At 49.8% G+C, this 21,595-nt stretch carries 23 protein-coding genes and 1 pseudogene; 10 read left to right on the forward strand and 14 right to left on the reverse strand.

All coding sequences use genetic code 11. The features are described from left to right. The first annotated feature begins 7 nt into the window (after window positions 1-7). Window positions 8-1,396 carry a Re/Si-specific NAD(P)(+) transhydrogenase subunit beta gene (gene pntB, locus ACJHX4_RS16365; protein ID WP_000014031.1) on the forward strand — a complete coding sequence of 463 codons (1,389 nt, stop codon included), beginning with the start codon at window positions 8-10 and terminating at the stop codon, window positions 1,394-1,396. Window positions 1,397-1,420: 24 nt separating this feature from the next. Here the strand turns inward: pntB and tqsA are convergent, their stop codons facing one another. Next, on the reverse strand, window positions 1,421-2,455 hold the full coding sequence (gene tqsA / locus ACJHX4_RS16370; RefSeq protein WP_001118215.1) for an AI-2 transporter TqsA: 1,035 nt from the start codon (window positions 2,453-2,455) through the stop codon (window positions 1,421-1,423). A gap of 411 nt (window positions 2,456-2,866) precedes the next feature. Here tqsA and mdtJ point away from each other — a divergent pair, with 411 nt between their 5' ends. Then, entirely contained in the window at window positions 2,867-3,232 is a 366-nt protein-coding gene (gene mdtJ, locus ACJHX4_RS16375) for a multidrug/spermidine efflux SMR transporter subunit MdtJ (RefSeq protein WP_000276149.1), read from the forward strand. Further along, window positions 3,219-3,548, forward strand: coding sequence for a multidrug/spermidine efflux SMR transporter subunit MdtI (gene mdtI, locus ACJHX4_RS16380; RefSeq protein ID WP_000046661.1), 330 nt, complete (start codon window positions 3,219-3,221; stop codon window positions 3,546-3,548). The genes mdtJ and mdtI overlap by 14 nt, the downstream gene beginning before the upstream one ends. A gap of 38 nt (window positions 3,549-3,586) precedes the next feature. Here mdtI and ACJHX4_RS16385 read toward each other — a convergent pair whose 3' ends face one another. The 3 genes from ACJHX4_RS16385 to asr form a co-directional block, all read right to left on the reverse strand. Further along, on the reverse strand, window positions 3,587-4,408 hold the full coding sequence (locus ACJHX4_RS16385) for a trypsin-like serine peptidase (RefSeq protein WP_001260849.1): 822 nt from the start codon (window positions 4,406-4,408) through the stop codon (window positions 3,587-3,589). A gap of 99 nt (window positions 4,409-4,507) precedes the next feature. After that, window positions 4,508-4,591, reverse strand: coding sequence for a hypothetical protein (locus ACJHX4_RS16390; RefSeq protein ID WP_000233090.1), 84 nt, complete (start codon window positions 4,589-4,591; stop codon window positions 4,508-4,510). A 92-nt stretch (window positions 4,592-4,683) separates the two neighbouring features. Then, window positions 4,684-4,992: an acid resistance repetitive basic protein Asr gene (asr, locus tag ACJHX4_RS16395; protein ID WP_001362115.1), complete on the reverse strand. Its 309-nt coding sequence runs from the start codon at window positions 4,990-4,992 to the stop codon at window positions 4,684-4,686. 269 nt (window positions 4,993-5,261) lie between these two features. Between asr and ACJHX4_RS16400 the strand changes: the two genes are divergently transcribed. Further along, window positions 5,262-5,366 (forward strand): KPN_01571 family protein, encoded by a 105-nt coding sequence (locus tag ACJHX4_RS16400; RefSeq protein ID WP_001351109.1) that lies wholly within the window; start codon window positions 5,262-5,264, stop codon window positions 5,364-5,366. A gap of 49 nt (window positions 5,367-5,415) precedes the next feature. Here the strand turns inward: ACJHX4_RS16400 and ACJHX4_RS16405 are convergent, their stop codons facing one another. After that, window positions 5,416-6,669 carry an MFS transporter gene (locus ACJHX4_RS16405; RefSeq protein ID WP_000091813.1) on the reverse strand — a complete coding sequence of 418 codons (1,254 nt, stop codon included), beginning with the start codon at window positions 6,667-6,669 and terminating at the stop codon, window positions 5,416-5,418. 106 nt (window positions 6,670-6,775) lie between these two features. Between ACJHX4_RS16405 and ACJHX4_RS16410 the strand changes: the two genes are divergently transcribed. From ACJHX4_RS16410 to bioD, 3 genes are all read left to right on the forward strand, one after another. Further along, window positions 6,776-7,669, forward strand: coding sequence for a LysR family transcriptional regulator (locus ACJHX4_RS16410; protein WP_001019561.1), 894 nt, complete (start codon window positions 6,776-6,778; stop codon window positions 7,667-7,669). Window positions 7,670-7,803: 134 nt separating this feature from the next. Further along, the gene (gene mlc / locus ACJHX4_RS16415; protein ID WP_000225276.1) at window positions 7,804-9,024 is read left to right on the forward strand and encodes a sugar metabolism global transcriptional regulator Mlc; all 1,221 of its coding nucleotides are present in this window, start codon (window positions 7,804-7,806) and stop codon (window positions 9,022-9,024) included. A 124-nt stretch (window positions 9,025-9,148) separates the two neighbouring features. Continuing rightward, entirely contained in the window at window positions 9,149-9,844 is a 696-nt protein-coding gene (gene bioD, locus ACJHX4_RS16420; protein WP_000919226.1) for a dethiobiotin synthase, read from the forward strand. On the opposite strand, the gene clcB is transcribed toward bioD, so the two are convergent. The 7 genes and pseudogenes from clcB to ACJHX4_RS16455 all read right to left on the reverse strand — a co-directional run bounded on the left by clcB (window position 9,797) and on the right by ACJHX4_RS16455 (window position 17,951). Then, window positions 9,797-11,089, reverse strand: coding sequence for a voltage-gated ClC-type chloride channel ClcB (gene clcB, locus ACJHX4_RS16425; protein ID WP_001296088.1), 1,293 nt, complete (start codon window positions 11,087-11,089; stop codon window positions 9,797-9,799). The genes bioD and clcB overlap by 48 nt on opposite strands. A gap of 160 nt (window positions 11,090-11,249) precedes the next feature. Continuing rightward, window positions 11,250-11,864: a Tat proofreading chaperone DmsD gene (gene dmsD, locus ACJHX4_RS16430; protein ID WP_000148693.1), complete on the reverse strand. Its 615-nt coding sequence runs from the start codon at window positions 11,862-11,864 to the stop codon at window positions 11,250-11,252. 42 nt (window positions 11,865-11,906) lie between these two features. Beyond that, the gene (ynfH, locus tag ACJHX4_RS16435; RefSeq protein WP_000526467.1) at window positions 11,907-12,761 is read right to left on the reverse strand and encodes a selenate reductase membrane anchor subunit YnfH; all 855 of its coding nucleotides are present in this window, start codon (window positions 12,759-12,761) and stop codon (window positions 11,907-11,909) included. A 1-nt stretch (window position 12,762) separates the two neighbouring features. Further along, entirely contained in the window at window positions 12,763-13,380 is a 618-nt protein-coding gene (ynfG, locus tag ACJHX4_RS16440) for a DMSO reductase like molybdoenzyme iron-sulfur subunit YnfG (protein WP_000213028.1), read from the reverse strand. 10 nt (window positions 13,381-13,390) lie between these two features. Beyond that, a pseudogene (locus ACJHX4_RS16445) lies at window positions 13,391-14,960 on the reverse strand (molybdopterin-dependent oxidoreductase). A 60-nt stretch (window positions 14,961-15,020) separates the two neighbouring features. Next, window positions 15,021-17,447: a selenate/tellurate reductase subunit YnfE gene (gene ynfE / locus ACJHX4_RS16450; RefSeq protein WP_000041660.1), complete on the reverse strand. Its 2,427-nt coding sequence runs from the start codon at window positions 17,445-17,447 to the stop codon at window positions 15,021-15,023. Between the two features lie 198 nt (window positions 17,448-17,645). Beyond that, window positions 17,646-17,951 carry a DUF1161 domain-containing protein gene (locus tag ACJHX4_RS16455; RefSeq protein ID WP_001296085.1) on the reverse strand — a complete coding sequence of 102 codons (306 nt, stop codon included), beginning with the start codon at window positions 17,949-17,951 and terminating at the stop codon, window positions 17,646-17,648. A 107-nt stretch (window positions 17,952-18,058) separates the two neighbouring features. On the opposite strand from ACJHX4_RS16455, the gene ACJHX4_RS16460 reads away from it, so the two are divergent. Beyond that, entirely contained in the window at window positions 18,059-18,769 is a 711-nt protein-coding gene (locus ACJHX4_RS16460) for a YnfC family lipoprotein (RefSeq protein WP_001296084.1), read from the forward strand. 2 nt (window positions 18,770-18,771) lie between these two features. Here ACJHX4_RS16460 and speG read toward each other — a convergent pair whose 3' ends face one another. Continuing rightward, window positions 18,772-19,332 carry a spermidine N1-acetyltransferase gene (speG, locus tag ACJHX4_RS16465; RefSeq protein ID WP_001138584.1) on the reverse strand — a complete coding sequence of 187 codons (561 nt, stop codon included), beginning with the start codon at window positions 19,330-19,332 and terminating at the stop codon, window positions 18,772-18,774. 34 nt (window positions 19,333-19,366) lie between these two features. Then, the gene (locus ACJHX4_RS16470) at window positions 19,367-19,708 is read right to left on the reverse strand and encodes a DUF1283 family protein (protein WP_000705204.1); all 342 of its coding nucleotides are present in this window, start codon (window positions 19,706-19,708) and stop codon (window positions 19,367-19,369) included. Between the two features lie 134 nt (window positions 19,709-19,842). Between ACJHX4_RS16470 and ACJHX4_RS16475 the strand changes: the two genes are divergently transcribed. Continuing rightward, the gene (locus ACJHX4_RS16475; protein ID WP_000598292.1) at window positions 19,843-20,169 is read left to right on the forward strand and encodes a YnfA family protein; all 327 of its coding nucleotides are present in this window, start codon (window positions 19,843-19,845) and stop codon (window positions 20,167-20,169) included. Between the two features lie 205 nt (window positions 20,170-20,374). Then, a complete protein-coding gene (rspA, locus tag ACJHX4_RS16480) occupies window positions 20,375-21,589 on the forward strand; it encodes a starvation-sensing protein RspA (protein WP_001296083.1) in 1,215 nt (404 codons plus the stop codon). Window positions 21,590-21,595: the final 6 nt, after the last annotated feature.

The following is a 21,595-nucleotide window of genomic DNA, read 5'->3' on the forward strand; positions in this document are numbered from 1 at the left end:
GTAACATATGTCTGGAGGATTAGTTACAGCTGCATACATTGTTGCCGCGATCCTGTTTATCTTCAGTCTGGCCGGGCTTTCGAAACATGAAACGTCTCGCCAGGGTAACAATTTCGGTATCGCCGGTATGGCGATTGCGTTAATCGCAACCATTTTTGGACCGGATACGGGTAATGTTGGCTGGATCTTGCTGGCGATGGTTATTGGTGGGGCAATTGGTATCCGTCTGGCGAAGAAAGTTGAAATGACCGAAATGCCAGAACTGGTGGCGATCCTGCATAGCTTCGTGGGTCTGGCGGCAGTGCTGGTTGGTTTTAACAGCTATCTGCATCATGACGCGGGAATGGCACCGATTCTGGTCAATATTCACCTGACGGAAGTGTTCCTCGGTATCTTCATCGGGGCGGTAACGTTTACGGGTTCGGTGGTGGCGTTCGGCAAACTGTGTGGCAAGATTTCGTCTAAACCGTTGATGCTGCCAAACCGTCACAAAATGAACCTGGCGGCTCTGATCGTTTCCTTCCTGCTGCTGATTGTATTTGTTCGCACGGATAGCGTCGGCCTGCAAGTGCTGGCATTGCTGATAATGACCGCCATTGCGCTGGTATTCGGCTGGCATTTAGTCGCCTCCATCGGTGGTGCAGATATGCCAGTGGTGGTGTCGATGCTGAACTCGTACTCCGGCTGGGCGGCTGCGGCTGCGGGCTTTATGCTCAGCAACGACCTGCTGATTGTGACCGGTGCGCTGGTCGGTTCTTCGGGGGCTATCCTTTCTTACATTATGTGTAAGGCGATGAACCGTTCCTTTATCAGCGTTATTGCGGGCGGTTTCGGCACCGACGGCTCTTCTACTGGTGATGATCAGGAAGTGGGCGAGCACCGCGAAATCACCGCAGAAGAGACAGCGGAACTGCTGAAAAATTCCCATTCAGTGATCATTACTCCGGGGTACGGCATGGCAGTTGCGCAGGCGCAATATCCTGTCGCTGAAATTACTGAGAAATTGCGCGCTCGTGGTATTAACGTGCGTTTCGGTATCCACCCGGTTGCGGGGCGTTTGCCTGGACATATGAACGTATTGCTGGCTGAAGCAAAAGTACCGTATGACATCGTGCTGGAAATGGACGAGATCAACGATGACTTTGCTGATACCGATACCGTACTGGTGATTGGTGCTAACGATACGGTTAACCCGGCGGCGCAGGATGATCCGAAGAGTCCGATTGCTGGTATGCCTGTGCTGGAAGTGTGGAAAGCGCAGAACGTGATTGTCTTTAAACGTTCGATGAACACTGGCTATGCTGGTGTGCAAAACCCGCTGTTCTTCAAGGAAAACACCCACATGCTGTTTGGTGACGCCAAAGCCAGCGTGGATGCAATCCTGAAAGCTCTGTAACCCTGACGGCCTCTGCGGAGGCCGTCACTCTTTATTGAGATCGCTTAACAGAACGGCGATGCTTTGACCTCCCGCTGTTTGTTCAAGCGCAATTTTGACAATAATTGTCAACGGCACGGAAAGCAGCATACCCACCGGTCCTAACAACCATCCCCAAAAAATCAACGACAAAAATACCACCAATGTGGAAAGCCCCAGCCCACGCCCCATGATGCGCGGCTCCAGAATATTGCCGAAGACAAGATTAATCAGCAGATATCCCGCCAGCACCAGCAACGCTTCGTAGAAGCCATTAAACACCAGTACCTGAGCGATAGGGGGGATTGCCGCGAGAACTGAACCAATATTGGGGATGTAATTAAGCGCAAAGGCCAGCAATCCCCAGACAAAAGCGAAGCGAACATCGAGTGCGGCGAGCATCGCCCAGGCGACCAGGCCGGTGATGATGCTGATGGCTGTTTTCAGCACCAGATAATGAGACACGCTGTCAATCGCGCGCTGAATCGCCGCCATCCCTTCAACCGGACGCGCCATCATTTGCTGAAATTTTCCGGGCAATTGTGGCACTTCGAGCAACATAAACAGCACCGTCAGCAGCAATAAAAAGATTGATGACATGGCATTAGATAACTGCGTCAATAAGTTGGTGAGCAACGTCATCGCCGCGTTCGGATCAATGTAATGCGCCAGTTGGTCAACTGAGACATCAATCCCTACGCGTTGCAACAACGGTTCAATCGCTTGCAGCGGCGTCATAATAGAGTTGCGATATTGCGGTAACGTCCGCGTCAACTCATTGAGCGCGGACCCCAGATAAGCTAACAGCAACACCATCGCCATCACGATGATGGTCATCAAAATCGACACTGCCAGTACACGCGGCACACGCCAGCGGACCATGTGTTGCACCAGCGGGTTAAGAATAACAGCAATAAATAATGCGAGAATAAACGGCACGATAATCTCGGCGGCAAAACGGATACCGCAGAGAATAATGACCAGCATTCCCAACATAATGACGATTTTTAGGCCATTGAGCGTGATGATCGGCTTTGCCATGCTTGTCCCCGTTTTTTCTTCCTTTGCTAATAATAATGTCTTTTTCGCTCCTTCATCATAACGAAAATCAAACCGCTCAGGTAAAGAAGTGAAAATATTTTGAGTTAATTCTTAAGCTATGATACAAATCAGGCGTGTTCAACTACCGAGGACAATTATCATCCGCGATGACGAGAAGCAACACTGCGGATAATTGTAATATTATGGACAATTTGTTCAGGACGTTATTTTCTACATTTACCCATCTTCGTACCTCATCCACTATCTTGCTCGTAGGTGAGCAGCACTGGCGCAACGCGCTTTAGTCCTTTCTTCTGCCTAAGCTTGCGCTATGCGCGGGGCTTGATCACTTTACTTTGGTTTCGCTGAATTAAGCGAAAATTAAAATAATTCTCTTGCAGGAGAAGGACAATGTATATTTATTGGATTTTATTAGGCCTGGCTATTGCTACGGAAATTACCGGTACGCTGTCAATGAAATGGGCGAGCGTCAGTGAGGGAAATGGCGGCTTTATTTTAATGCTGGTGATGATTTCTCTGTCGTATATATTTCTCTCTTTCGCCGTTAAAAAAATCGCCTTAGGCGTAGCTTATGCGCTGTGGGAAGGTATTGGTATTTTATTTATTACCTTGTTTAGCGTTTTGTTATTCGACGAAAGTTTATCGCTGATGAAAATTGCCGGGTTAACCACCCTGGTGGCCGGGATTGTGTTGATCAAGTCAGGTACCCGTAAAGCGCGTAAACCTGAACTGGAGGTGAACCATGGCGCAGTTTGAATGGGTTCACGCCGCCTGGCTGGCATTGGCAATCGTGCTGGAAATCGTTGCTAACGTCTTTTTGAAATTTTCTGACGGCTTTCGTCGCAAAATATTTGGCTTGCTCTCTCTGGCGGCGGTGCTGGCTGCCTTTAGTGCGCTTTCTCAGGCCGTTAAAGGGATCGACTTGTCTGTCGCTTATGCATTGTGGGGCGGGTTTGGTATTGCCGCCACGTTAGCCGCAGGTTGGATCTTGTTTGGTCAACGGTTAAATCGTAAAGGCTGGATTGGCCTGGTGCTGCTGTTGGCTGGAATGATCATGGTGAAACTTGCCTGATGAACACGCTGCCCGCGCTGTCGGGCAGCGTTTGAACATTATTTTTGCGACAGTTGATCCAGCTTGTCGCGAAAACCGGTAACAGAAATGGCCCGGTTATCGGCGCGCCAGCGATCTTTCGCGGCAGGAGCCGAGCTTTGCACCCCAATTAATTGCCAGCCGTCATCGGTATGCAACATCAGAGGCGAACCGCTGTCACCCGGCAAGGTATCGCACTGATGCGACATCACCGACGTTTGCGCCCAGCCAGTCACTTCACAGTTTTGATGACTGTACAACGTATCGAGATGATCTTCAGGGTAGCCCGCCTGAGTCACTTTACGACCAGCCGCTTTTAATGCGGCGGTAAGCGCGGCTTTATCTCCCTCAAATAACGGCAACGGTGTAATGCCAGAAGGGGGATTACGTAGCACAATCAAACCGAAGTCCCACGGCGCAGCTGCGGGAGGTACAATCCAGCCATCCCCATCTGCTTTTAACCGCTTTCCCAGTGTTGGATCAACGCGGCCTTCTATGTCGTGGATCTCATAGCGCCAAAGACCTTTATTTGACACGAAACGCAGCGCTACCGCTTTATCGGCTTTACCCTTTGGCGGCGTCAATAAACAGTGTCCTGCCGTTAATGCCAGATTGGGTGCAATCAGCGTCGCCGTACATAAATTGCCGCTGGCCGTTTCCAGTTGGCCAACCGCATCCCACGGTGATTGGGTCGTGTCATTCACTGGCACACGATCATCATGACCAAAAAACAGGGTGCTGACCTCATCGTTTGCCGATTTGGCAACGTCTGGTTTATCTGCAAACACAAAAGCAGACGTCAAACTAATTGCACCCAACACTACAGCAATGGTTGTACGCATATCACACTCTGGTGGGTAATTATGATTATTAAAAGCAAACCCTCATAAATACTATAGACGGGACGGGATGAAAGTGGGAGTAAAATCAGATAACTACGATCAGGAAAGATAAAAACGGGCGGCAATCAGTGCGCATAAAATAAGGATGATAAGAATGAACTCAAAGCGATAACGGCCCACCATACTACCCTCCGCTAAAGGCGGTGCTAAACGTTACCCGCTTAGCACCGTAATTTTCAGGCGCGAGGGGGCGCGCCAGCATTACTGTTGAAAACTTACGCTGCGGGTTGTGCAGCAGGTTTTGCCGGTTGCTGATGGCTGTGTTTCTTGGCGTGTTTCTTCGCTGCCTGCGCTTTTTGTTCAGGAGCTTTCTGTTCAGCTTTGGCATTTTTATGATGCTTTTTAGCCGCCTGCGCTTTCTGGGCAGGTGCTGCTTTATGCTGTTTTTTATGATGTGTGGTTTTCGCAGGCGCTGCTTTGGTGGTCGTCGCAGTCGGAGCAGGTGTGGTCGCAGTCTCTGCAGCAAAGGCAGCAGAAGACAGACCCATAGCAGCGGCAACAACCAGAGCTAATACTTTTTTCATTGTCATACCCTCAATTTGTTTTTTCATTTAACCCCACTGCGGGGCCGTTGAAATAACTATATCCCTGGGAATGGCAGACTTCCGTGAGTGGTTGGTTTCAGCGTGTAACGATATGTACAAACGCTGAATAAATTACAGCATTGATAATAACGTATTGTGACTTAAGGAAAATTTAGCTACCAATAAAGTAGTCTTGATCGTGTTAACTATTTTACTACTTACAAAGCGGTAGAATAACTGCGCATCAGTAATAAATGACACACAGCAAAATGAATCCGTTTATTTGGGTACTTATAATCCTGATGACGCTAGATGCGCTGCGGGAATTGGCTGGCGCTTCGTCTATTTTAGGATGGCTATTAACGTTGGTTTGAGCAGGCAATAAGTCCGGACGGGTATTTACCTCAGTCCGGACTTATTTTTTCAGGCGTGCAGACGATGATGCAAACGCGTCCCGACCAGCAGAGCAATGACCAGCATCAGAGCAATAAATGCGCCGACGCCGTTCCAGCCATAGTTATGCCAGAAAACACCACCCAGCGTCCCGGCAATACTCGACCCCAGATAGTAACTGAACAGATACAGCGAGGAGGCCTGGCCTTTAGCGCGTTTTGCGCGGGGGCCGATCCAGCTGCTGGCAACGGAGTGGGCTGCGAAGAATCCGGCTGAGAAGAGTAACATTCCGGCAAAGATCAGCCACAGCGAGCTGAATAAGGTCATCAGTAAACCAAACAGCATAACCCCCGTCGAAAACAACATCACCGGACCGCGTCCATAGCGGGCGGTCATGGTTCCGGCTTTGGGTGAGCTCCATGTACCGGTCAAATAAGCCAGCGATAATAAGCCAACCACGGCCTGACTGACATGCCAGGGGGAAAGCATCAACCTATAGCCGATGTAATTAAACAGCGTGACGAACGACCCCATCAGCAAAAAGCCTTCTGCGAACAATAACGGTAATCCCCGGTCACGCCAGTGCAGACGAAAGTTGATAAATAACGTCTTAGGGCGCAGCGAAGTCGGGCGAAAATGGCGTGATTCAGGGAGGATTTTCCAGAACATCAACGCCGAGGCCAGCGCGAAACAACCGATTGCCGCCAGAGCAATTCGCCAGTTAAAAAAGTCCGTGAAGACACCGCTAATTAAGCGTCCGCTCATGCCGCCAATTGAGTTGCCGCTGATATACAACCCCATTGAAAAGGCCACGAAACTAGGGTGGATTTCCTCGCTAAGATAAGTCATGCCAACGGCTGCCACGCCACTTAACGAAAGCCCAATCAAGGCGCGCATAATCAAAATGCCGTGCCAGCTGGTCATCATTGTCGAAAGTAACGTACAAATGGAGGCCAACAGTAGCGCCGTGACCATCACTGGTTTGCGACCAATGGCATCGGATAGCGGGCCAGTAAACAGCAAACCGATAGCCAACATCGCCGTTGAAATGGACAGTGAAATACTACTGTTCGCAGGCGTTAAACCAAACTCCTGCGAAAGCACCGGAAGGATAGGTTGCACACAATAGAGAAGTGCGAAGGTTGCCAGTCCGGCAGAGAAAAGCGCCAGGGTGACGCGCATAAATTGCGGCGTACCGCGTTTAATAAAATGATTTGGCTGAGAAATGCTTTGCTTGTCAGTGTCGCTTGCCGGAGCGCCATCAACAGTTGTAGTACGGCTCACTTGAAATCCTTGCTAAATATGCCTGTGGATCAGGCTTATGAATAGATTAGGAAAATCGAATTGTTCTGTCTAATATATTAATAATCTCAAATAAGATGTTTTAAATATGAATATTGAACTTCGTCATCTGCGTTACTTTGTTGCTGTTGCAGAAGAGCTGCATTTCGGGCGCGCCGCTGCCCGCCTGAATATTTCGCAACCACCGCTAAGTCAGCAGATTCAGGCGCTGGAGCAACAAATTGGTGCCCGACTGCTGGCACGGACCAATCGCAGTGTATTGCTGACGGAAGCAGGAAAACAGTTTCTTGTAGATAGTCGGCAAATCCTGTCTATGGTGGATGATGCTGCCGCTCGCGCTGAAAGGCTGCATCAGGGCGAAGCGGGGGAGTTGCGCATTGGTTTTACTTCGTCCGCTCCTTTTATTCGGGCGGTGTCCGATACGTTATCGCTGTTTCGCCGTGATTATCCCGATGTCCATTTACAAACCCGCGAAATGAACACTCGCGAGCAAATCGCTCCGCTCATTGAAGGAACGCTGGATATGGGATTGCTGCGTAACACAGCGTTACCGGAGACGCTTGAACACGCAGTCATCGTCCATGAACCGCTTATGGCGATGATCCCGCACGATCATCCCCTGGCAAATAACCCGAGTGTAACGCTGGCTGAACTGGCGAAAGAACCCTTTGTCTTTTTTGATCCGCACGTCGGAACAGGGCTGTATGACGATATTCTCGGGCTGATGAGACGTTACAATTTGACGCCCGTCATCACTCAGGAGGTGGGTGAGGCAATGACCATCATCGGTCTGGTTTCCGCTGGTCTGGGTGTTTCAATTTTGCCTGCGTCATTTAAACGTGTTCAGCTCAACGAAATGCGCTGGGTGCCGATTGCTGAAGAGGATGCGGTTTCTGAAATGTGGTTGGTCTGGCCGAAACATCATGAACAAAGTCCGGCTGCGCGTAACTTTCGTATTCATCTGCTGAATGCTCTCAGGTGAGGGAAATTTCAGCGAAAAAGCCCGAAAAATGTGCTGTTAATCACATGCCTAAGTAAAAATTTGACGACACGTATTGAAGTGCTTCACCATAGCCTACAGATTATTTCGGAGCGCGAAAATATAGGGAGTATGCGGTGGTTGCTGAAAACCAGCCTGGGCACATTGATCAAATAAAGCAAACCAACGCGGGCGCAGTTTATCGCCTGATTGATCAGCTTGGTCCAGTCTCGCGTATCGATCTTTCCCGTCTGGCGCAACTGGCTCCTGCCAGTATCACTAAAATTGTCCGTGAGATGCTCGAAGCACACCTGGTGCAAGAGCTGGAAATCAAAGAAGCGGGGAACCGTGGCCGTCCGGCAGTGGGGCTGGTGGTTGAAACTGAAGCCTGGCACTATCTTTCTCTGCGCATTAGTCGCGGGGAGATTTTCCTTGCTTTGCGCGATCTGAGCAGCAAACTGGTAGTGGAGGAGTCGCAGGAACTGGCGTTAAAAGATGACTCGCCATTGCTGGATCGTATCATTTCCCATATCGATCAGTTTTTTATCCGCCACCAGAAAAAACTTGAGCGTCTGACTTCGATTGCCATAACCTTGCCGGGAATTATTGATACGGAAAATGGTATTGTACATCGCATGCCGTTCTACGAGGATGTAAAAGAGATGCCGCTCGGCGAGGCGCTGGAGCAGCATACCGGCGTACCGGTTTATATTCAGCATGATATCAGCGCATGGACGATGGCTGAGGCCTTGTTTGGTGCCTCACGCGGGGCGCGCGATGTGATTCAGGTGGTTATCGATCACAACGTGGGGGCTGGCGTCATTACCGATGGTCATCTGCTACACGCAGGCAGCAGTAGCCTCGTGGAAATAGGCCACACACAGGTCGACCCGTATGGGAAACGCTGTTATTGCGGGAATCACGGTTGCCTCGAAACCATCGCCAGTGTGGACAGTATTCTTGAGCTGGCACAGCTGCGTCTCAATCAATCCATGAGCTCGATGTTACATGGACAACCGTTAACCGTGGACTCATTGTGTCAGGCGGCATTGCGCGGCGATTTACTGGCAAAAGACATCATTACCGGGGTAGGCGCGCATGTCGGTCGCATTCTTGCCATCATGGTGAATTTATTTAACCCACAAAAAATACTGATTGGCTCACCGTTAAGTAAAGCGGCAGATATCCTCTTCCCGGTCATCTCGGACAGCATCCGTCAGCAGGCCCTTCCTGCGTATAGTCAGCACATTAGCGTTGAGAGTACTCAGTTTTCTAACCAGGGCACGATGGCAGGCGCTGCGCTGGTAAAAGACGCGATGTATAACGGTTCTTTGTTGATTCGTCTGTTGCAGGGTTAACATTTTTTAACTGTTCTACCAAAATTTGCGCTATCTCAATTTGGGCCAGGAAAGCATAACTTAGACTTTCAAGGTTAATTATTTTCCTGGTTTATATTTGTGAAGCATAACGGTGGAGTTAGTGATGCTGAAGCGTTTCTTTATTACCGGTACAGACACTTCTGTAGGGAAAACGGTGGTTTCCCGCGCATTGCTACAAGCGTTAGCCTCCCAGGGAAAAACGGTTGCGGGATATAAACCCGTAGCGAAGGGGAGCAAAGAGACACCCGAAGGGCTGCGTAATAAAGATGCCCTGGTGTTGCAGAGTGTTTCAACCATCGAACTGCCTTATGAAGCAGTTAATCCTATCGCGTTAAGCGAAGAAGAAAGTAGCGTGGCGCACAGTTGCCCAATCAATTACACCCTCATTTCAAACGGCCTGGCAAACCTGACCGATAAAGTCGATCATGTCGTGGTAGAAGGGACTGGCGGCTGGCGCAGTCTGATGAATGATTTGCGTCCGCTCTCTGAATGGGTGGTGCAGGAACAACTGCCGGTGTTGATGGTTGTCGGTATTCAGGAAGGTTGCATTAACCATGCACTGCTAACAGCTCAGGCGATTGCCAACGACGGGCTGCCGCTCATTGGCTGGGTGGCTAACCGAATCAACCCAGGACTGGCGCATTATGCGGAAATCATTGATGTGCTCGGTAAAAAACTTCCGGCACCGCTCATTGGTGAACTGCCTTATCTGCCGCGCGCCGAACAGCGTGAACTGGGGCAATACATCCGCTTAGCTATGCTTCGCAGTGTGCTGGCGGTAGATAGAGTCACGGTGTAACGTCCGCGAAATTACCGACGCAATTACGCAGGCAATCAATAAACCGGGGAGTAGCTGATACTCCCCGGTCATTTCACATATCATCAACGTCGACATAGTCGGCGCGTGCGTGGTCGCCGCCAACAGTGTCGCCATCCCGGTCAATCCGAGTAAAAGCGTAATTTCTTCGCCATCAGGTAACCATAATCCCAGGCTACGACCATACAACATGCCAATGGCAAGACCGATAAATAGCGTCGGTGTAAAGACACCACCGGGCGCGCCAGAACCACTACTCGCCAGCACGGCACACAGTTTACAGAGGAAGATCCCGGCAATGATCATTAACAGTGGCGGAGCGGTTAAAAAGGATTGTACGGTGCTATAGCCGTTGCCCCACACTGCAGGTGTGAACAGGGAAAGAAGACCCACGATCAACCCGCCCAGTGCCAGTTGCCAGGGCGGCGCAAGCTTGAGACTCACAAATCCACGATGACAGGCGTTCATTAACGTTAACAACAGTGGTCCGCACAGACCTGCCAGCACACCTGTACTGATAATCAGCGCATAGTCACGAGCCTGAACCGTCACTGAAAGTTGTACGCTGTAGAGTAATGCGTCGCTATGATTAATAAGATTGCTAACCAGCAACGCCACGACGGCGGAAATAATCACCGGGCCGAGAGAGGCCAACATCATAGTGCCAAACAGCACTTCGGCTATAAATAAACTACCAGCAAGCGGGGCGCGATAGGCCGCAGCCATTCCCGCCGCAGCTCCACAGGCGATCCATAATTTCCACTCCTGGCGTGGCGTAAAACGTTGGGCAAAACACGAGGCTGCAAGGGCAGCTAAAAGAATCATCGCACCTTCGCGACCAATTGCACTGCCGCTGGTTACTACCAGCAGAGAGGCAAGCGATTTAACCAGACTTGCTGCGTAATCAAACTGACCATCGGTTTGCAACGCTTCCATGTAATCGGTCGGCGCATGAGGGCGTTGCTGGGTAAATTTCTGCCAGCCCATCAGCAACAAACCCGCCGCCAGTCCGCCGAGCGCCGGGGTTAGCAGCCGTCGCCACGGGGAAAGATTTGTCGCTGCATTGACCAGACTGCCAGAGTCATTATTGAGGAACAGCCACTCCAGTAGCAGCATCGCATGACGAAACCCGGCAACGGCAAAGGCCGCAAGAATACCGACGATTGTTGCGATAAGCAGACGGCGGAACATAGTGCGCAGATCCGGATAGATGTGTAGATGATGCATGAGCAGAAATGGGCAATGAAACACGGGCGACTATTTTGCGGCAAAAGAGGCCAGCCGCAAAAGCAGTGTGTGCTTTAAGAGATAAAAAAAACGTGACACTGTAACCTATTAATTGCCGAATTGCGTGTAATCGTCACCATCCGGCAATAATACGGTGATCCTATCGAAACAGCGGTTTAACCGCGACAGGAATCAACAGTTGTGATTGCCATTGCGCCAGCGTTAAGCGAGCGAGTTCACCCAGTGCACGGTAGAAAGGGTGTTCTGCTTTTTCGATAAAAACGTCAAGAAAACGTGTTGACCACGGAAAAAGGTGCCATGCCAGCAATTCTTCGCATTCTGTCTGGCGACCATTCTCCGCCAACCACGCAGCCATCAGCAGCAGTGAACCAAAATTATCTTCCGGTTCGTTTTGCTTCATTTCGAACTGAATGCCTTTCTCGCGCATCCACTGACGAAGTGCCAATGTTGAATCGCCAAACAGCACAGATTCGCGATCCAGCCAGACCGATCCCCACGGCGGAGACGGCAGTGCCCACGGGCCGACAAACAAACGCTGCCAGGCCTGGGCGTGAGTCTCTTCACATTGTGTCTGAAAAGCCGTCACCAGCGGCGCTAATGACGCTTCTGGTAGAGGCCACTGAGTTTCCCAGCCGTCATTGGTGAGTACCGCAACCAGAGGTGCGGCTTCCGCACTCTCTGGAGCGTAATAAAACAGCGCGCCCAACACGCGCGCCGCAACAGAAAAATTATCTTGCTGTGAAAAATGGGTCATTCCTAACATCCTGAAATGTGCGGGTTGCCCCGCACCAATTTGTTAACCTGCAATAGCCATTCCTACCGTCATGTGCAGGCCATAAAAGAGCACACGCCCGATCATCTCACCGCCAAGAATGAGGATTAGCCCCAGAACAAGTCCGGCAACGTGAGGTTCACGGCGACGAATGAGCGGACAAAGCCAGCATCCAAGACCTGCGCATAACAATACCACACGCCAGACCTGTAAGGAGGCGTAATCTGGTACCAGTGCGCTGGCTTGTTGTACGGATGAGTGAATAGACGCCAGAGACAAACCTTGCAGCACAATCAACCCGGCACAAGCGATCAGCGCCAGAATGCTAATGATGGCAAATGGTGTGGTATTAAATGTAACGCGGGCTGCACGCAGAATTGTGGCAGCAAGTATTGGACCGCTCAACAATACCGTCAGGAAGAAAGCCAGCGTAGTGTAACCGTTATGCCAGGTTGGCACAGTGTCGATTTGATACACGCAGGTCATCATCCAGACGAAAATGATGCCGAGTGCCATGCTGACAAGTAACCAGAGTTTCCCCAACGCTTGCGGCATTTTACCGATGACCGCCACCAGCCACCATAATCCGCCAACGGCAAAAAATATGGAACCGGCAGCAATCTCGTTACTCAGACCAGAAGCTCCGATTCTATTCAGCGAGTTAAACGCCCGCAGTGGCGATCCCAGGTGCATGACAGAGGCAATAAACCCGATGCCCATCAACAGCCAGAGGAAAAACATGCCACGAATAATGTGCTGACGGTCTGCGTCATTTTTGGCGGCGAACCAGCCAATTCCGCTAACAATCAGCGCGCCTACTACGCATTGACCCAATACGGTAAAGATAACCAGTGGCCATTCATGCCATCCATTTCCCATTTTACACTTCCTCCGGATTAGCCAGATAACCAGTGGTATCGCCGGTCGGGCGGCTGTTGGCGTTAGGTTTGATAACGATATTGGGTTTTGTGAAATGCGCGCGCGGCAGTGGCGCGACGGCAGCCAGAGTGCCGTGCTTCTGGCGCAATTCTTCAATTGGACCGAACTCAAGTGCACGCAGTGGGCAGGATTCGACACATATGGGTTGTTTCCCCTCGGCGACGCGCGAATAACAACCATCGCACTTCGTCATGTGCCCTTTTTCAGCATTGTACTGTGGCGCGCCGTACGGACAAGCCATGTGGCAGTAGCGGCAGCCGATACAAACATCTTCATCGACCACCACAAAGCCATCTTCTCGTTTGTGCATTGCGCCGCTGGGGCAGACTTTGGTACACGCCGGATCATCGCAGTGGTTGCACGAAATTGAGAGATAGTAGGCAAAGACATTCTGATGCCAGACGCCATTATCTTCCTGCCAGTCGCCGCCAGCATATTCATAAATACGGCGGAAACTGACTTCCGGGCCAAGATCTTTAAAATCTTTGCACGCCAGTTCGCAGGTTTTACAGCCAGTACAGCGGCTGGAATCGATAAAAAATCCATATTGTGTGGTCATGGGCTACTCCTTAAACCTTTTCGATCTGGACAAGATTGCTGTGCGACGGGTTTCCCTTTGCCAGCGGTGAAGGGCGGTGAGAGGTCAGAATACCGTTAACTGCAGTGGATAGGTCCCCCGTAGGGGATCGTTCCAACCGTCGAAACCTGGGGTATACGCTGGCAGTGGATGAATAATTTCATCTTTTTTCAATTCCCAGGTATCCGCAATTGTCGCCAGTCGTTCAGAATAAATTTCGATTTTTCCCGAAGGTGTTTTCAACGGGTTTGCCTGTGGATCTACACGGAATGCGCGGAAAGCGACGTAGTGTTCTTCCGGGCATTTTTTCTTAAAGATCCCGGTCGTTTTCATCTCCTCGTAGTCGGGCATCTCAGGGTTACGTTCCTTCGTTTTCGCATGGAGATATTTGATCCATTCATGCTGACTGCGACCTTCAGTAAAGGTTTGATAAACGTCTGGTCCTAAGCGTTTGGCGACTTCACTCAGCATCCAGTAGATGGGTTTGCGTTCAAATTTTGCTGAGGTTGCGGGTTGGGCGAGGATCACATAGCCCATATTCCCGGCAGATTCATGAGAGATAAGGTCTTCTTGCTCTGTTGGCATCAGGTCGGGTAACAGGATATCGCAATACTTAGCCGAGGCAGTCATGAAGTGGTCAATGCCAACAATCATCTCGCACTTGCTGTCATCCTGAAGCACCTCATGGGTGTGATTGATGTCGCCATGCTGATTGATCAATGTGTTACTGGCGTAGCACCATAAAAACTTGATGGGGACATCCAGTTTTTCTTTTCCTCGAACACCATCACGGGTCGCGGTCATTTCCGTACCATGGTCGATGGCATCTGTCCATGTAAAGACGGAAAGCCGCTCATCCGCGTTTCTGCCGGGTTATTTCCGAACATAACGACCAGTTTCGTATTGGCGATATCATCCGGGCTGTTGCCATCATTGGCACCGAACATATAACTCATTGCGGCACTGATCTGTGCGGTACTGTAGCTGCCATAGCGACTGAGAAAACCACCGCAAGAGTTCATCAGACGGTACGGGACGTTTGAGTTGGTGATGTTTCCGCCATCTACGCCTGTTCCATAGAGAACATGTACAGCCTCATTGCCGTAATCTTTTAGGATCCGCCGAAGATTATCACTGATGGTATCCAGGGCTTCGTCCCAACTTATCCGTTCAAATTTACCTTCACCGCGCTTGCCGACGCGCTTCATGGGATATTTCAACCTGTCAGGATGATTCATCCGTCGGCGGATAGAGCGCCCGCGTAAACATGCCCGAACCTGATGATTACCGTAAACGTCGTCACCTGTTGTATCAGACTCCACCCAGTACACGGTGTCATCTTTCACATGCAAACGTAACAGACAGCGGCTCCCGCAGTTAACGGTGCAGGAACTCCAGACCGCTTTCTCTTCTACCGGTGCCTGTGCCGCTCGGACCATTTGGGAAAACGGCAAAGTGAAAGCACTGCTTGCCAGCGCGAGACTGCCAAGTGCGGAGGTTTTCATCAGACTTCTACGACTGATTTCAGCCGACATGAGCGCCTCTGTGTTATGGATTTTCATCATTACTCACTTATTGCTTTTCAAACAAAATGTCATGTCAAAATTTATGGCCGTAGTGGGTTATATTTTTTCGATCTCGACCAGATTAGTGTGCTGCGGGTTTCCCTTCGCCAGTGGTGAAGGGCGCAGAGTGGTTAGCGTATTCACACAGCCGCCGTGGTCGATTTTATCGCCAGACATATTGGCCTCGTGCCAGGCTCCCTGGCCCATAGCACTAACTCCAGGGAGAATGCGTGGTGTCACTTTGGCTGGTAGCCGAACTTCGCCACGATGGTTAAACACCCGCACCATATCGCCGTTGGCAATCCCACGTTTCTGTGCATCTATAGGGTTGATCCACACTTCCTGACGGCAGGCTGCCTTCAGGACATCAATGTTGCCGTAGGTCGAGTGCGTACGGGATTTGTAATGGAAACCAAACAGTTGCAGTGGGAAGGTACTACGTTCAGGGGAGTCCCACCCTTCAAAGGTTGAGGCATAAACCGGCAGTGGGCTTATCACTTCATCTTTTTCCAGTTCCCAGGTACGGGCAATTTCCGCCAGCTTGCTGGAATAAATTTCAATCTTACCGGAAGGCGTTTTAAGTGGATTTGCCTCGGGGTCGTCACGAAATGCTTTGTAGGCGACAAAATGACCATTGGGATCTTTACGCTTATAGATACCCATTTTTTTTAATTCGTCGTAAGACGGTAACGCCGGATCTTTGGCAAGCATTTTGGCGTACAGATGTTGTAACCATTGTTCTTGCGTGCGACCTTCAGTGAACTTTTGATAGACGTCAGGTCCAAGACGTTTCGCGACTTCACTCAGGATCCAGTAAATTGGTTTGCGTTCGAATTTTTCGCTGGTGACAGGCTGGAGGAAAATGAGATATCCCATGTTACCGGCGTAGTCGTTAGGAATAATATCTTCCTGCTCAACGGTCATTAGGTCTGGCAGCAGAATGTCGGCATATTTTGCCGATGAGGTCATAAAGTTTTCGATGACCACAATCATTTCGCATTTCGATTCGTCCTGCAGAATTTCATGCGTTTTGTTGATGTCAGAATGCTGATTAACCAGGGTATTTCCCGCGTAGTTCCAGATGAACTTAATGGGCACATCTAGTTTATCTTTGCCCCGGACGCCGTCGCGGATTGCCGTCATTTGCGGGCCATGATCGATAGCATCTGTCCAACTGAAGCAGGAGATTGACGTTTTGACCGGATTATCCAGCACCGGCAGGCGTTCGATGGTAATGGTGTAGGTCGATTCACGCGCACCACTATTTCCGCCGCTGATGCCGACATTGCCCGTCAAAATAGGCAACATAGCAATAGCGCGTGCCGTCAGCTCGCCGTTTGCCTGCCGTTGCGGCCCCCAGCCCTGGCAGATATAAGCGGGTTTTGCTGTGCCAATTTCACGCGCCAGTTTGATGATACGGTCTACCGGGATACCTGTAATTTGCGAAGCCCACTGCGGCGTTTTCGCTGTTTTATCATCACCTTCACCAAGAATATAGGCTTTATAGTGACCATTTTTGGGTGCATCTGCGGGTAAGGTTTTTTCGTCATAGCCGACGCAGTATTTATCGAGAAAAGGTTGATCAACGAGATTTTCGTTAATCAATACCCAGGCAATACCCGCAACCAGCGCGGCATCGGTGCCCGGGCGAATAGGAAGCCATTCATCTTCACGACCAGCAGCCGTATCGGTATATCGCGGATCGATAACAATCATTTTTGCGTTCGATTTCTCGCGCGCTTTTTCAAGAAGATAAGTGATGCCACCGCCGCTCATGCGGGTTTCAGCCGGGTTGTTACCAAACATCACGACCAGCTTGCTGTTTTCAATATCCGTGGTGCTGTTGCCATCATTACTGCCGTAGGTGTAGGGCATGGCACAGGAAATTTGCGCAGTGCTGTAGGAGCCATACTGGTTTAGTGAACCGCCGTAGCAGTTCATCAGGCGTTTGACCGCCGAGGCTGATGGAGAAGAGCGGGTCATATTGCCGCCAACAATCCCCGAAGAGTACTGAATATATACAGCCTCATTGCCATATTGTTCGACGGTTTTTTTCAGGCTACTGGCGATAGTATCCAGGGCTTCATCCCAGCTAATCCGTTCGAATTTGCCTTCGCCGCGTTTGCCCACGCGTTTCATTGGGTAATTCAGGCGATCGGGATGATTAATACGCCGACGGATGGAGCGACCGCGCAAACAGGCGCGTACCTGATGGTTGCCATACTTGTCGCTGCCGGTGTTGTCAGTTTCCACCCAGGTCACTTCATTATCTTTAACATGCAGACGAAGTGCACAGCGGCTACCACAGTTGACGGAACAGGCACCCCAGACCACTTTTTCGCTGGCCTGTTGTACCGCTGCTGCTGCACTGCGCAGGGTAAACGGCAAAGAAAAACCGCCTGCAGCCAGCGCCAGAGAACCTATCGCAGTAGATTTAACGAGTGTTCTGCGGCTGATGCCCACCATTTGTTCATTTTTGGACATAACTCACTCCCTGTTCTTTATCGTTATATAAATGTTTATATATTGAATATTTAGCGCGCTAACAATAGAGGGAGTCTACCCATTTGGGGTTAATAATTATTAATCCATATCAATAGAAGGGTATGAGTAATAAGGTGGGGTTATGTTGAATGTTCAAATCGCCGGATGTGTCGCATCCGGCGTTCAGTCGATAATGTGTTACTGCGGTTCGGCAGGCGCGCCATCCTGGGTAGACTGCGCGGGAGCAGAGACGTTACCGCTGGTGGTACGGGTGTAGAGAATTTTATGCGTATCATTAGCGCAATGCCCGACGACCTGGGAATCAGGCTGATCAACCTGGTCATTGGGTACAATACTTAACGTGAAGCTGCTTTCGGGTACGCCATTATTGATAATGCGCTGTGATATATCGCTCTGTATGCGCTCACAGGATCCCGGCGCGGCGAGTACCGTGGGTGAGGCGAGGGCGAGCAGAAGCGCGGCACAGTAGGTTGAGTGTTTCATCATAAGCTCCTTACGCGAAGATAACTTCTTTAAGCATAGCATTTAACGTGTAAAGTACTGTATTTGCTACTATGATTGAGAATCATCTCTACTCTCAGGTGACTGTTGTGAAATACAAATTACTGCCATGCTTACTCGCGATATTACTCACAGGATGTGACCGCACAGAGGTAACACTTTCATTTACCCCGGAGATGGCCAGTTTCTCTAATGAATTCGATTTTGATCCGCTGCGTGGTCCCGTAAAAGATTTCACTCAGACATTAATGGATGAGCAAGGTGAAGTGACGAAACGTGTTTCGGGGACTTTGTCGGAAGAAGGCTGTTTTGATTCTCTCGAATTACTGGATCTGGAAAATAATACCTTGGTTGCCCTGGTACTGGATGCCAATTATTACCGTGATGCCGAGACGCTGGAGAAAAGAGTTCGTTTGCAGGGAAAATGCCAGCTAGCAGAATTACCTTCTGCCGGGGTGAGTTGGGAAACCGATGATAATGGTTTCGTGATTAAAGCCAGCAGCAAACAGATGCAGATGGAATATCGCTATGATGATCAGGGGTATCCGCTGGGTAAAACCACGAAAAGTAACGATAAAACATTATCTGTCAGCGCCACGCCATCAACGGACCCGATCAAAAAATTAGATTACACTGCTGTTACTTTACTGAATAATCAACGGGTTGGTAATGTAAAACAGAGCTGTGAATATGACAATCACGCCAATCCGGTGGACTGTCAGCTAATCATTGTTGATGAAGGAGTAAAACCCGCCGTCGAACGGGTTTATACCATCAAAAATACGATCGATTATTATTAATACTATTGTGCGGTCGGCTTCAGGAGAGTCTGACCCGGTGTTTTGTGCTCAGCCAGATACTGATGCTGGAATATACACATGCGAATGGCATTACGATATTGACCATTAATAAAGAACTCATGCATCAATTCACCTTCAACCGTAAAGCCAAGCTTGCGGTAAATGTGAATCGCTTTTTCATTCTCTTTATCAACGATCAGATACAGCTTATAGAGATTGAGAACGGTGAAGCCATAGTCCATTGCTAATTTGGCGGCACGGGTTGCCAGACCTTTCCCCTGATACTCCGGGGAGATAATTATCTGAAATTCTGCGCGGCGATGAACATGGTTAATTTCCACCAGCTCCACCAGACCGGCTTTTTCGCCGTCACATTCCACCACAAAGCGCCGTTCGCTCTGATCGTGAATATGCTTATCATACAGATCAGAGAGTTCAACAAAGGCTTCGTAGGGTTCCTCAAACCAGTAACGCATCACACTGGCGTTATTGTCGAGTTGATGTACATAGCGTAAATCTTCACGCTCCAGCGGGCGTAGCTTAACACTGTGGGCGCTTGGCATAACGTGTCCTTACATTCCTTAAATCAATAACAGGTTAGGGGATAATAACGCGGCCAGTTCGACGGTCCAGGCAGCGCAAAGTATTTGGCTCCCAGTAGGCATTGATGTTGGCGCTTTGCTCACATTTATCGCGGTTATCAAAAGCAGCGTCGGCTTTATCCCACTCTTTTTCAGTGCGTTTATTCACTTTCTGGCGCAGATTACGCGTGTCATTCCATTGCTCTTTTTCCATAGCGGCGCGCTGGCGGCTTTGTGCACTGTCGCCAGACTCAATCACCAGTTTGTTAGTTTCGGCATGAACAGTTGTGCTCAATACCAGTGCGCAAGGCAGCAGAAAAGCGAGCAGGCCGATTCGTTTGCTGAGAGTGATTTTCATAATTCATTCCCTGTATGAATGATTAAAGCTGATTCTACACCATCCACTGCGAACGCAAAACGTTCAAGGAGGGTGTTTATATTGATGATATTATGTCGCCCTATAACTATACATGATGTCAATAAGTGACAAAGATGATTAAAACAACGTTACTATTTTTTGCTACTGCGCTGTGTGAAATTATTGGATGCTTTCTGCCCTGGTTGTGGTTAAAACGAAACGCCAGTATCTGGCTGTTGCTTCCGGCGGGGATTTCACTGGCACTGTTTGTCTGGTTGTTAACGTTGCATCCTGCGGCGAGTGGGCGTGTTTACGCGGCTTATGGTGGCGTTTATGTTTGCACGGCGTTGATGTGGCTGCGCGTTGTGGATGGCGTGAAACTGACTCTTTATGACTGGACGGGGGCGTTAATTGCGCTTTGCGGCATGTTGATCATTGTTGCGGGCTGGGGGCGCACGTAGGAACATAAATCCATTTTATCAATAAGATACGAGGAAGTGTCAGCTGACAAAAGGTATTCTATTTCATCTTTTGTCAACCATTCACGGCGCAAATATACGCCTTTTTTTGTGATCACTCCGGCTTTTTTTGATCTTCATACTTGTATGGTAGTAGTTCAGTTGCGTAGATTTCATGCATCACGACAAGCGATGCAAGGAATCGAACATGAAGATCGTAAAGGCTGAAGTTTTTGTTACCTGTCCGGGGCGTAATTTCGTCACATTAAAAATCACCACTGAGGACGGTATTACGGGCCTTGGGGATGCCACCCTAAATGGACGTGAGCTTTCCGTGGCCTCTTATTTGCAGGATCACCTTTGTCCGCAGCTTATTGGTCGCGATGCACACCGTATCGAAGATATCTGGCAGTTTTTCTATAAAGGTGCTTACTGGCGTCGCGGTCCGGTTACGATGTCGGCCATTTCAGCGGTTGATATGGCGCTGTGGGATATTAAAGCCAAAGCTGCCAACATGCCGCTTTACCAGTTACTCGGCGGCGCGTCTCGTGAAGGGGTGATGGTTTATTGCCATACCACCGGTCACAGTATTGATGAAGCTCTGGATGATTATGCCCGTCATCAGGAGCTGGGATTCAAAGCCATCCGCGTGCAGTGCGGAATCCCTGGTATGAAAACCACCTACGGCATGTCGAAAGGTAAAGGTCTGGCTTATGAACCCGCAACCAAAGGACAGTGGCCGGAAGAGCAGCTGTGGTCGACGGAGAAATACCTCGATTTCATGCCGAAATTGTTTGACGCGGTACGTAACAAGTTTGGATTTAATGAACATTTGCTGCATGACATGCACCATCGCTTAACGCCTATTGAAGCGGCGCGCTTTGGTAAAAGCATTGAAGATTATCGCATGTTCTGGATGGAAGACCCGACGCCTGCGGAAAACCAGGAATGCTTCCGTCTCATTCGCCAACATACCGTCACACCCATCGCGGTGGGTGAAGTCTTCAACAGCATCTGGGACTGCAAACAACTGATTGAAGAGCAACTCATCGATTATATCCGCACCACGCTGACTCATGCAGGCGGAATTACCGGTATGCGTCGGATTGCCGATTTTGCTTCGCTGTATCAGGTACGTACTGGCTCACACGGTCCTTCCGATTTGTCACCAGTCTGCATGGCTGCGGCGCTGCACTTTGATCTGTGGGTCCCCAATTTCGGTGTCCAGGAATACATGGGTTATTCCGAACAAATGCTCGAAGTCTTCCCGCACAACTGGACTTTCGATAACGGCTATATGCATCCGGGAGAAAAACCGGGTCTTGGCATCGAATTCGATGAAAAGCTGGCGGCGAAATATCCCTATGAACCTGCTTATCTGCCAGTCGCACGTCTGGAAGATGGCACGCTGTGGAACTGGTAAGGAGTA

It is taken from the genome of Escherichia sp. WS2035 (assembly GCF_046487065.1).
Taxonomy (GTDB): Bacteria; Pseudomonadota; Gammaproteobacteria; order Enterobacterales; family Enterobacteriaceae; genus Escherichia; species Escherichia coli.

Coding starts and splice junctions, on each gene's coding strand:
- pntB (WP_000014031.1), top strand. CDS start 8: ATGTCTGGAGGATTAGTTACAGCTGCATACATTGTTGCCGCGATCCTG.
- tqsA (WP_001118215.1), bottom strand. CDS start 2,455: ATGGCAAAGCCGATCATCACGCTCAATGGCCTAAAAATCGTCATTATG.
- mdtJ (WP_000276149.1), top strand. CDS start 2,867: ATGTATATTTATTGGATTTTATTAGGCCTGGCTATTGCTACGGAAATT.
- mdtI (WP_000046661.1), top strand. CDS start 3,219: ATGGCGCAGTTTGAATGGGTTCACGCCGCCTGGCTGGCATTGGCAATC.
- ACJHX4_RS16385 (WP_001260849.1), bottom strand. CDS start 4,408: ATGCGTACAACCATTGCTGTAGTGTTGGGTGCAATTAGTTTGACGTCT.
- ACJHX4_RS16390 (WP_000233090.1), bottom strand. CDS start 4,591: ATGGTGGGCCGTTATCGCTTTGAGTTCATTCTTATCATCCTTATTTTA.
- asr (WP_001362115.1), bottom strand. CDS start 4,992: ATGAAAAAAGTATTAGCTCTGGTTGTTGCCGCTGCTATGGGTCTGTCT.
- ACJHX4_RS16400 (WP_001351109.1), top strand. CDS start 5,262: ATGAATCCGTTTATTTGGGTACTTATAATCCTGATGACGCTAGATGCG.
- ACJHX4_RS16410 (WP_001019561.1), top strand. CDS start 6,776: ATGAATATTGAACTTCGTCATCTGCGTTACTTTGTTGCTGTTGCAGAA.
- bioD (WP_000919226.1), top strand. CDS start 9,149: ATGCTGAAGCGTTTCTTTATTACCGGTACAGACACTTCTGTAGGGAAA.
- clcB (WP_001296088.1), bottom strand. CDS start 11,089: ATGCATCATCTACACATCTATCCGGATCTGCGCACTATGTTCCGCCGT.
- dmsD (WP_000148693.1), bottom strand. CDS start 11,864: ATGACCCATTTTTCACAGCAAGATAATTTTTCTGTTGCGGCGCGCGTG.
- ynfH (WP_000526467.1), bottom strand. CDS start 12,761: ATGGGAAATGGATGGCATGAATGGCCACTGGTTATCTTTACCGTATTG.
- ynfG (WP_000213028.1), bottom strand. CDS start 13,380: ATGACCACACAATATGGATTTTTTATCGATTCCAGCCGCTGTACTGGC.
- ynfE (WP_000041660.1), bottom strand. CDS start 17,447: ATGTCCAAAAATGAACAAATGGTGGGCATCAGCCGCAGAACACTCGTT.
- ACJHX4_RS16455 (WP_001296085.1), bottom strand. CDS start 17,951: ATGAAACACTCAACCTACTGTGCCGCGCTTCTGCTCGCCCTCGCCTCA.
- speG (WP_001138584.1), bottom strand. CDS start 19,332: ATGCCAAGCGCCCACAGTGTTAAGCTACGCCCGCTGGAGCGTGAAGAT.
- ACJHX4_RS16470 (WP_000705204.1), bottom strand. CDS start 19,708: ATGAAAATCACTCTCAGCAAACGAATCGGCCTGCTCGCTTTTCTGCTG.
- ACJHX4_RS16475 (WP_000598292.1), top strand. CDS start 19,843: ATGATTAAAACAACGTTACTATTTTTTGCTACTGCGCTGTGTGAAATT.
- rspA (WP_001296083.1), top strand. CDS start 20,375: ATGAAGATCGTAAAGGCTGAAGTTTTTGTTACCTGTCCGGGGCGTAAT.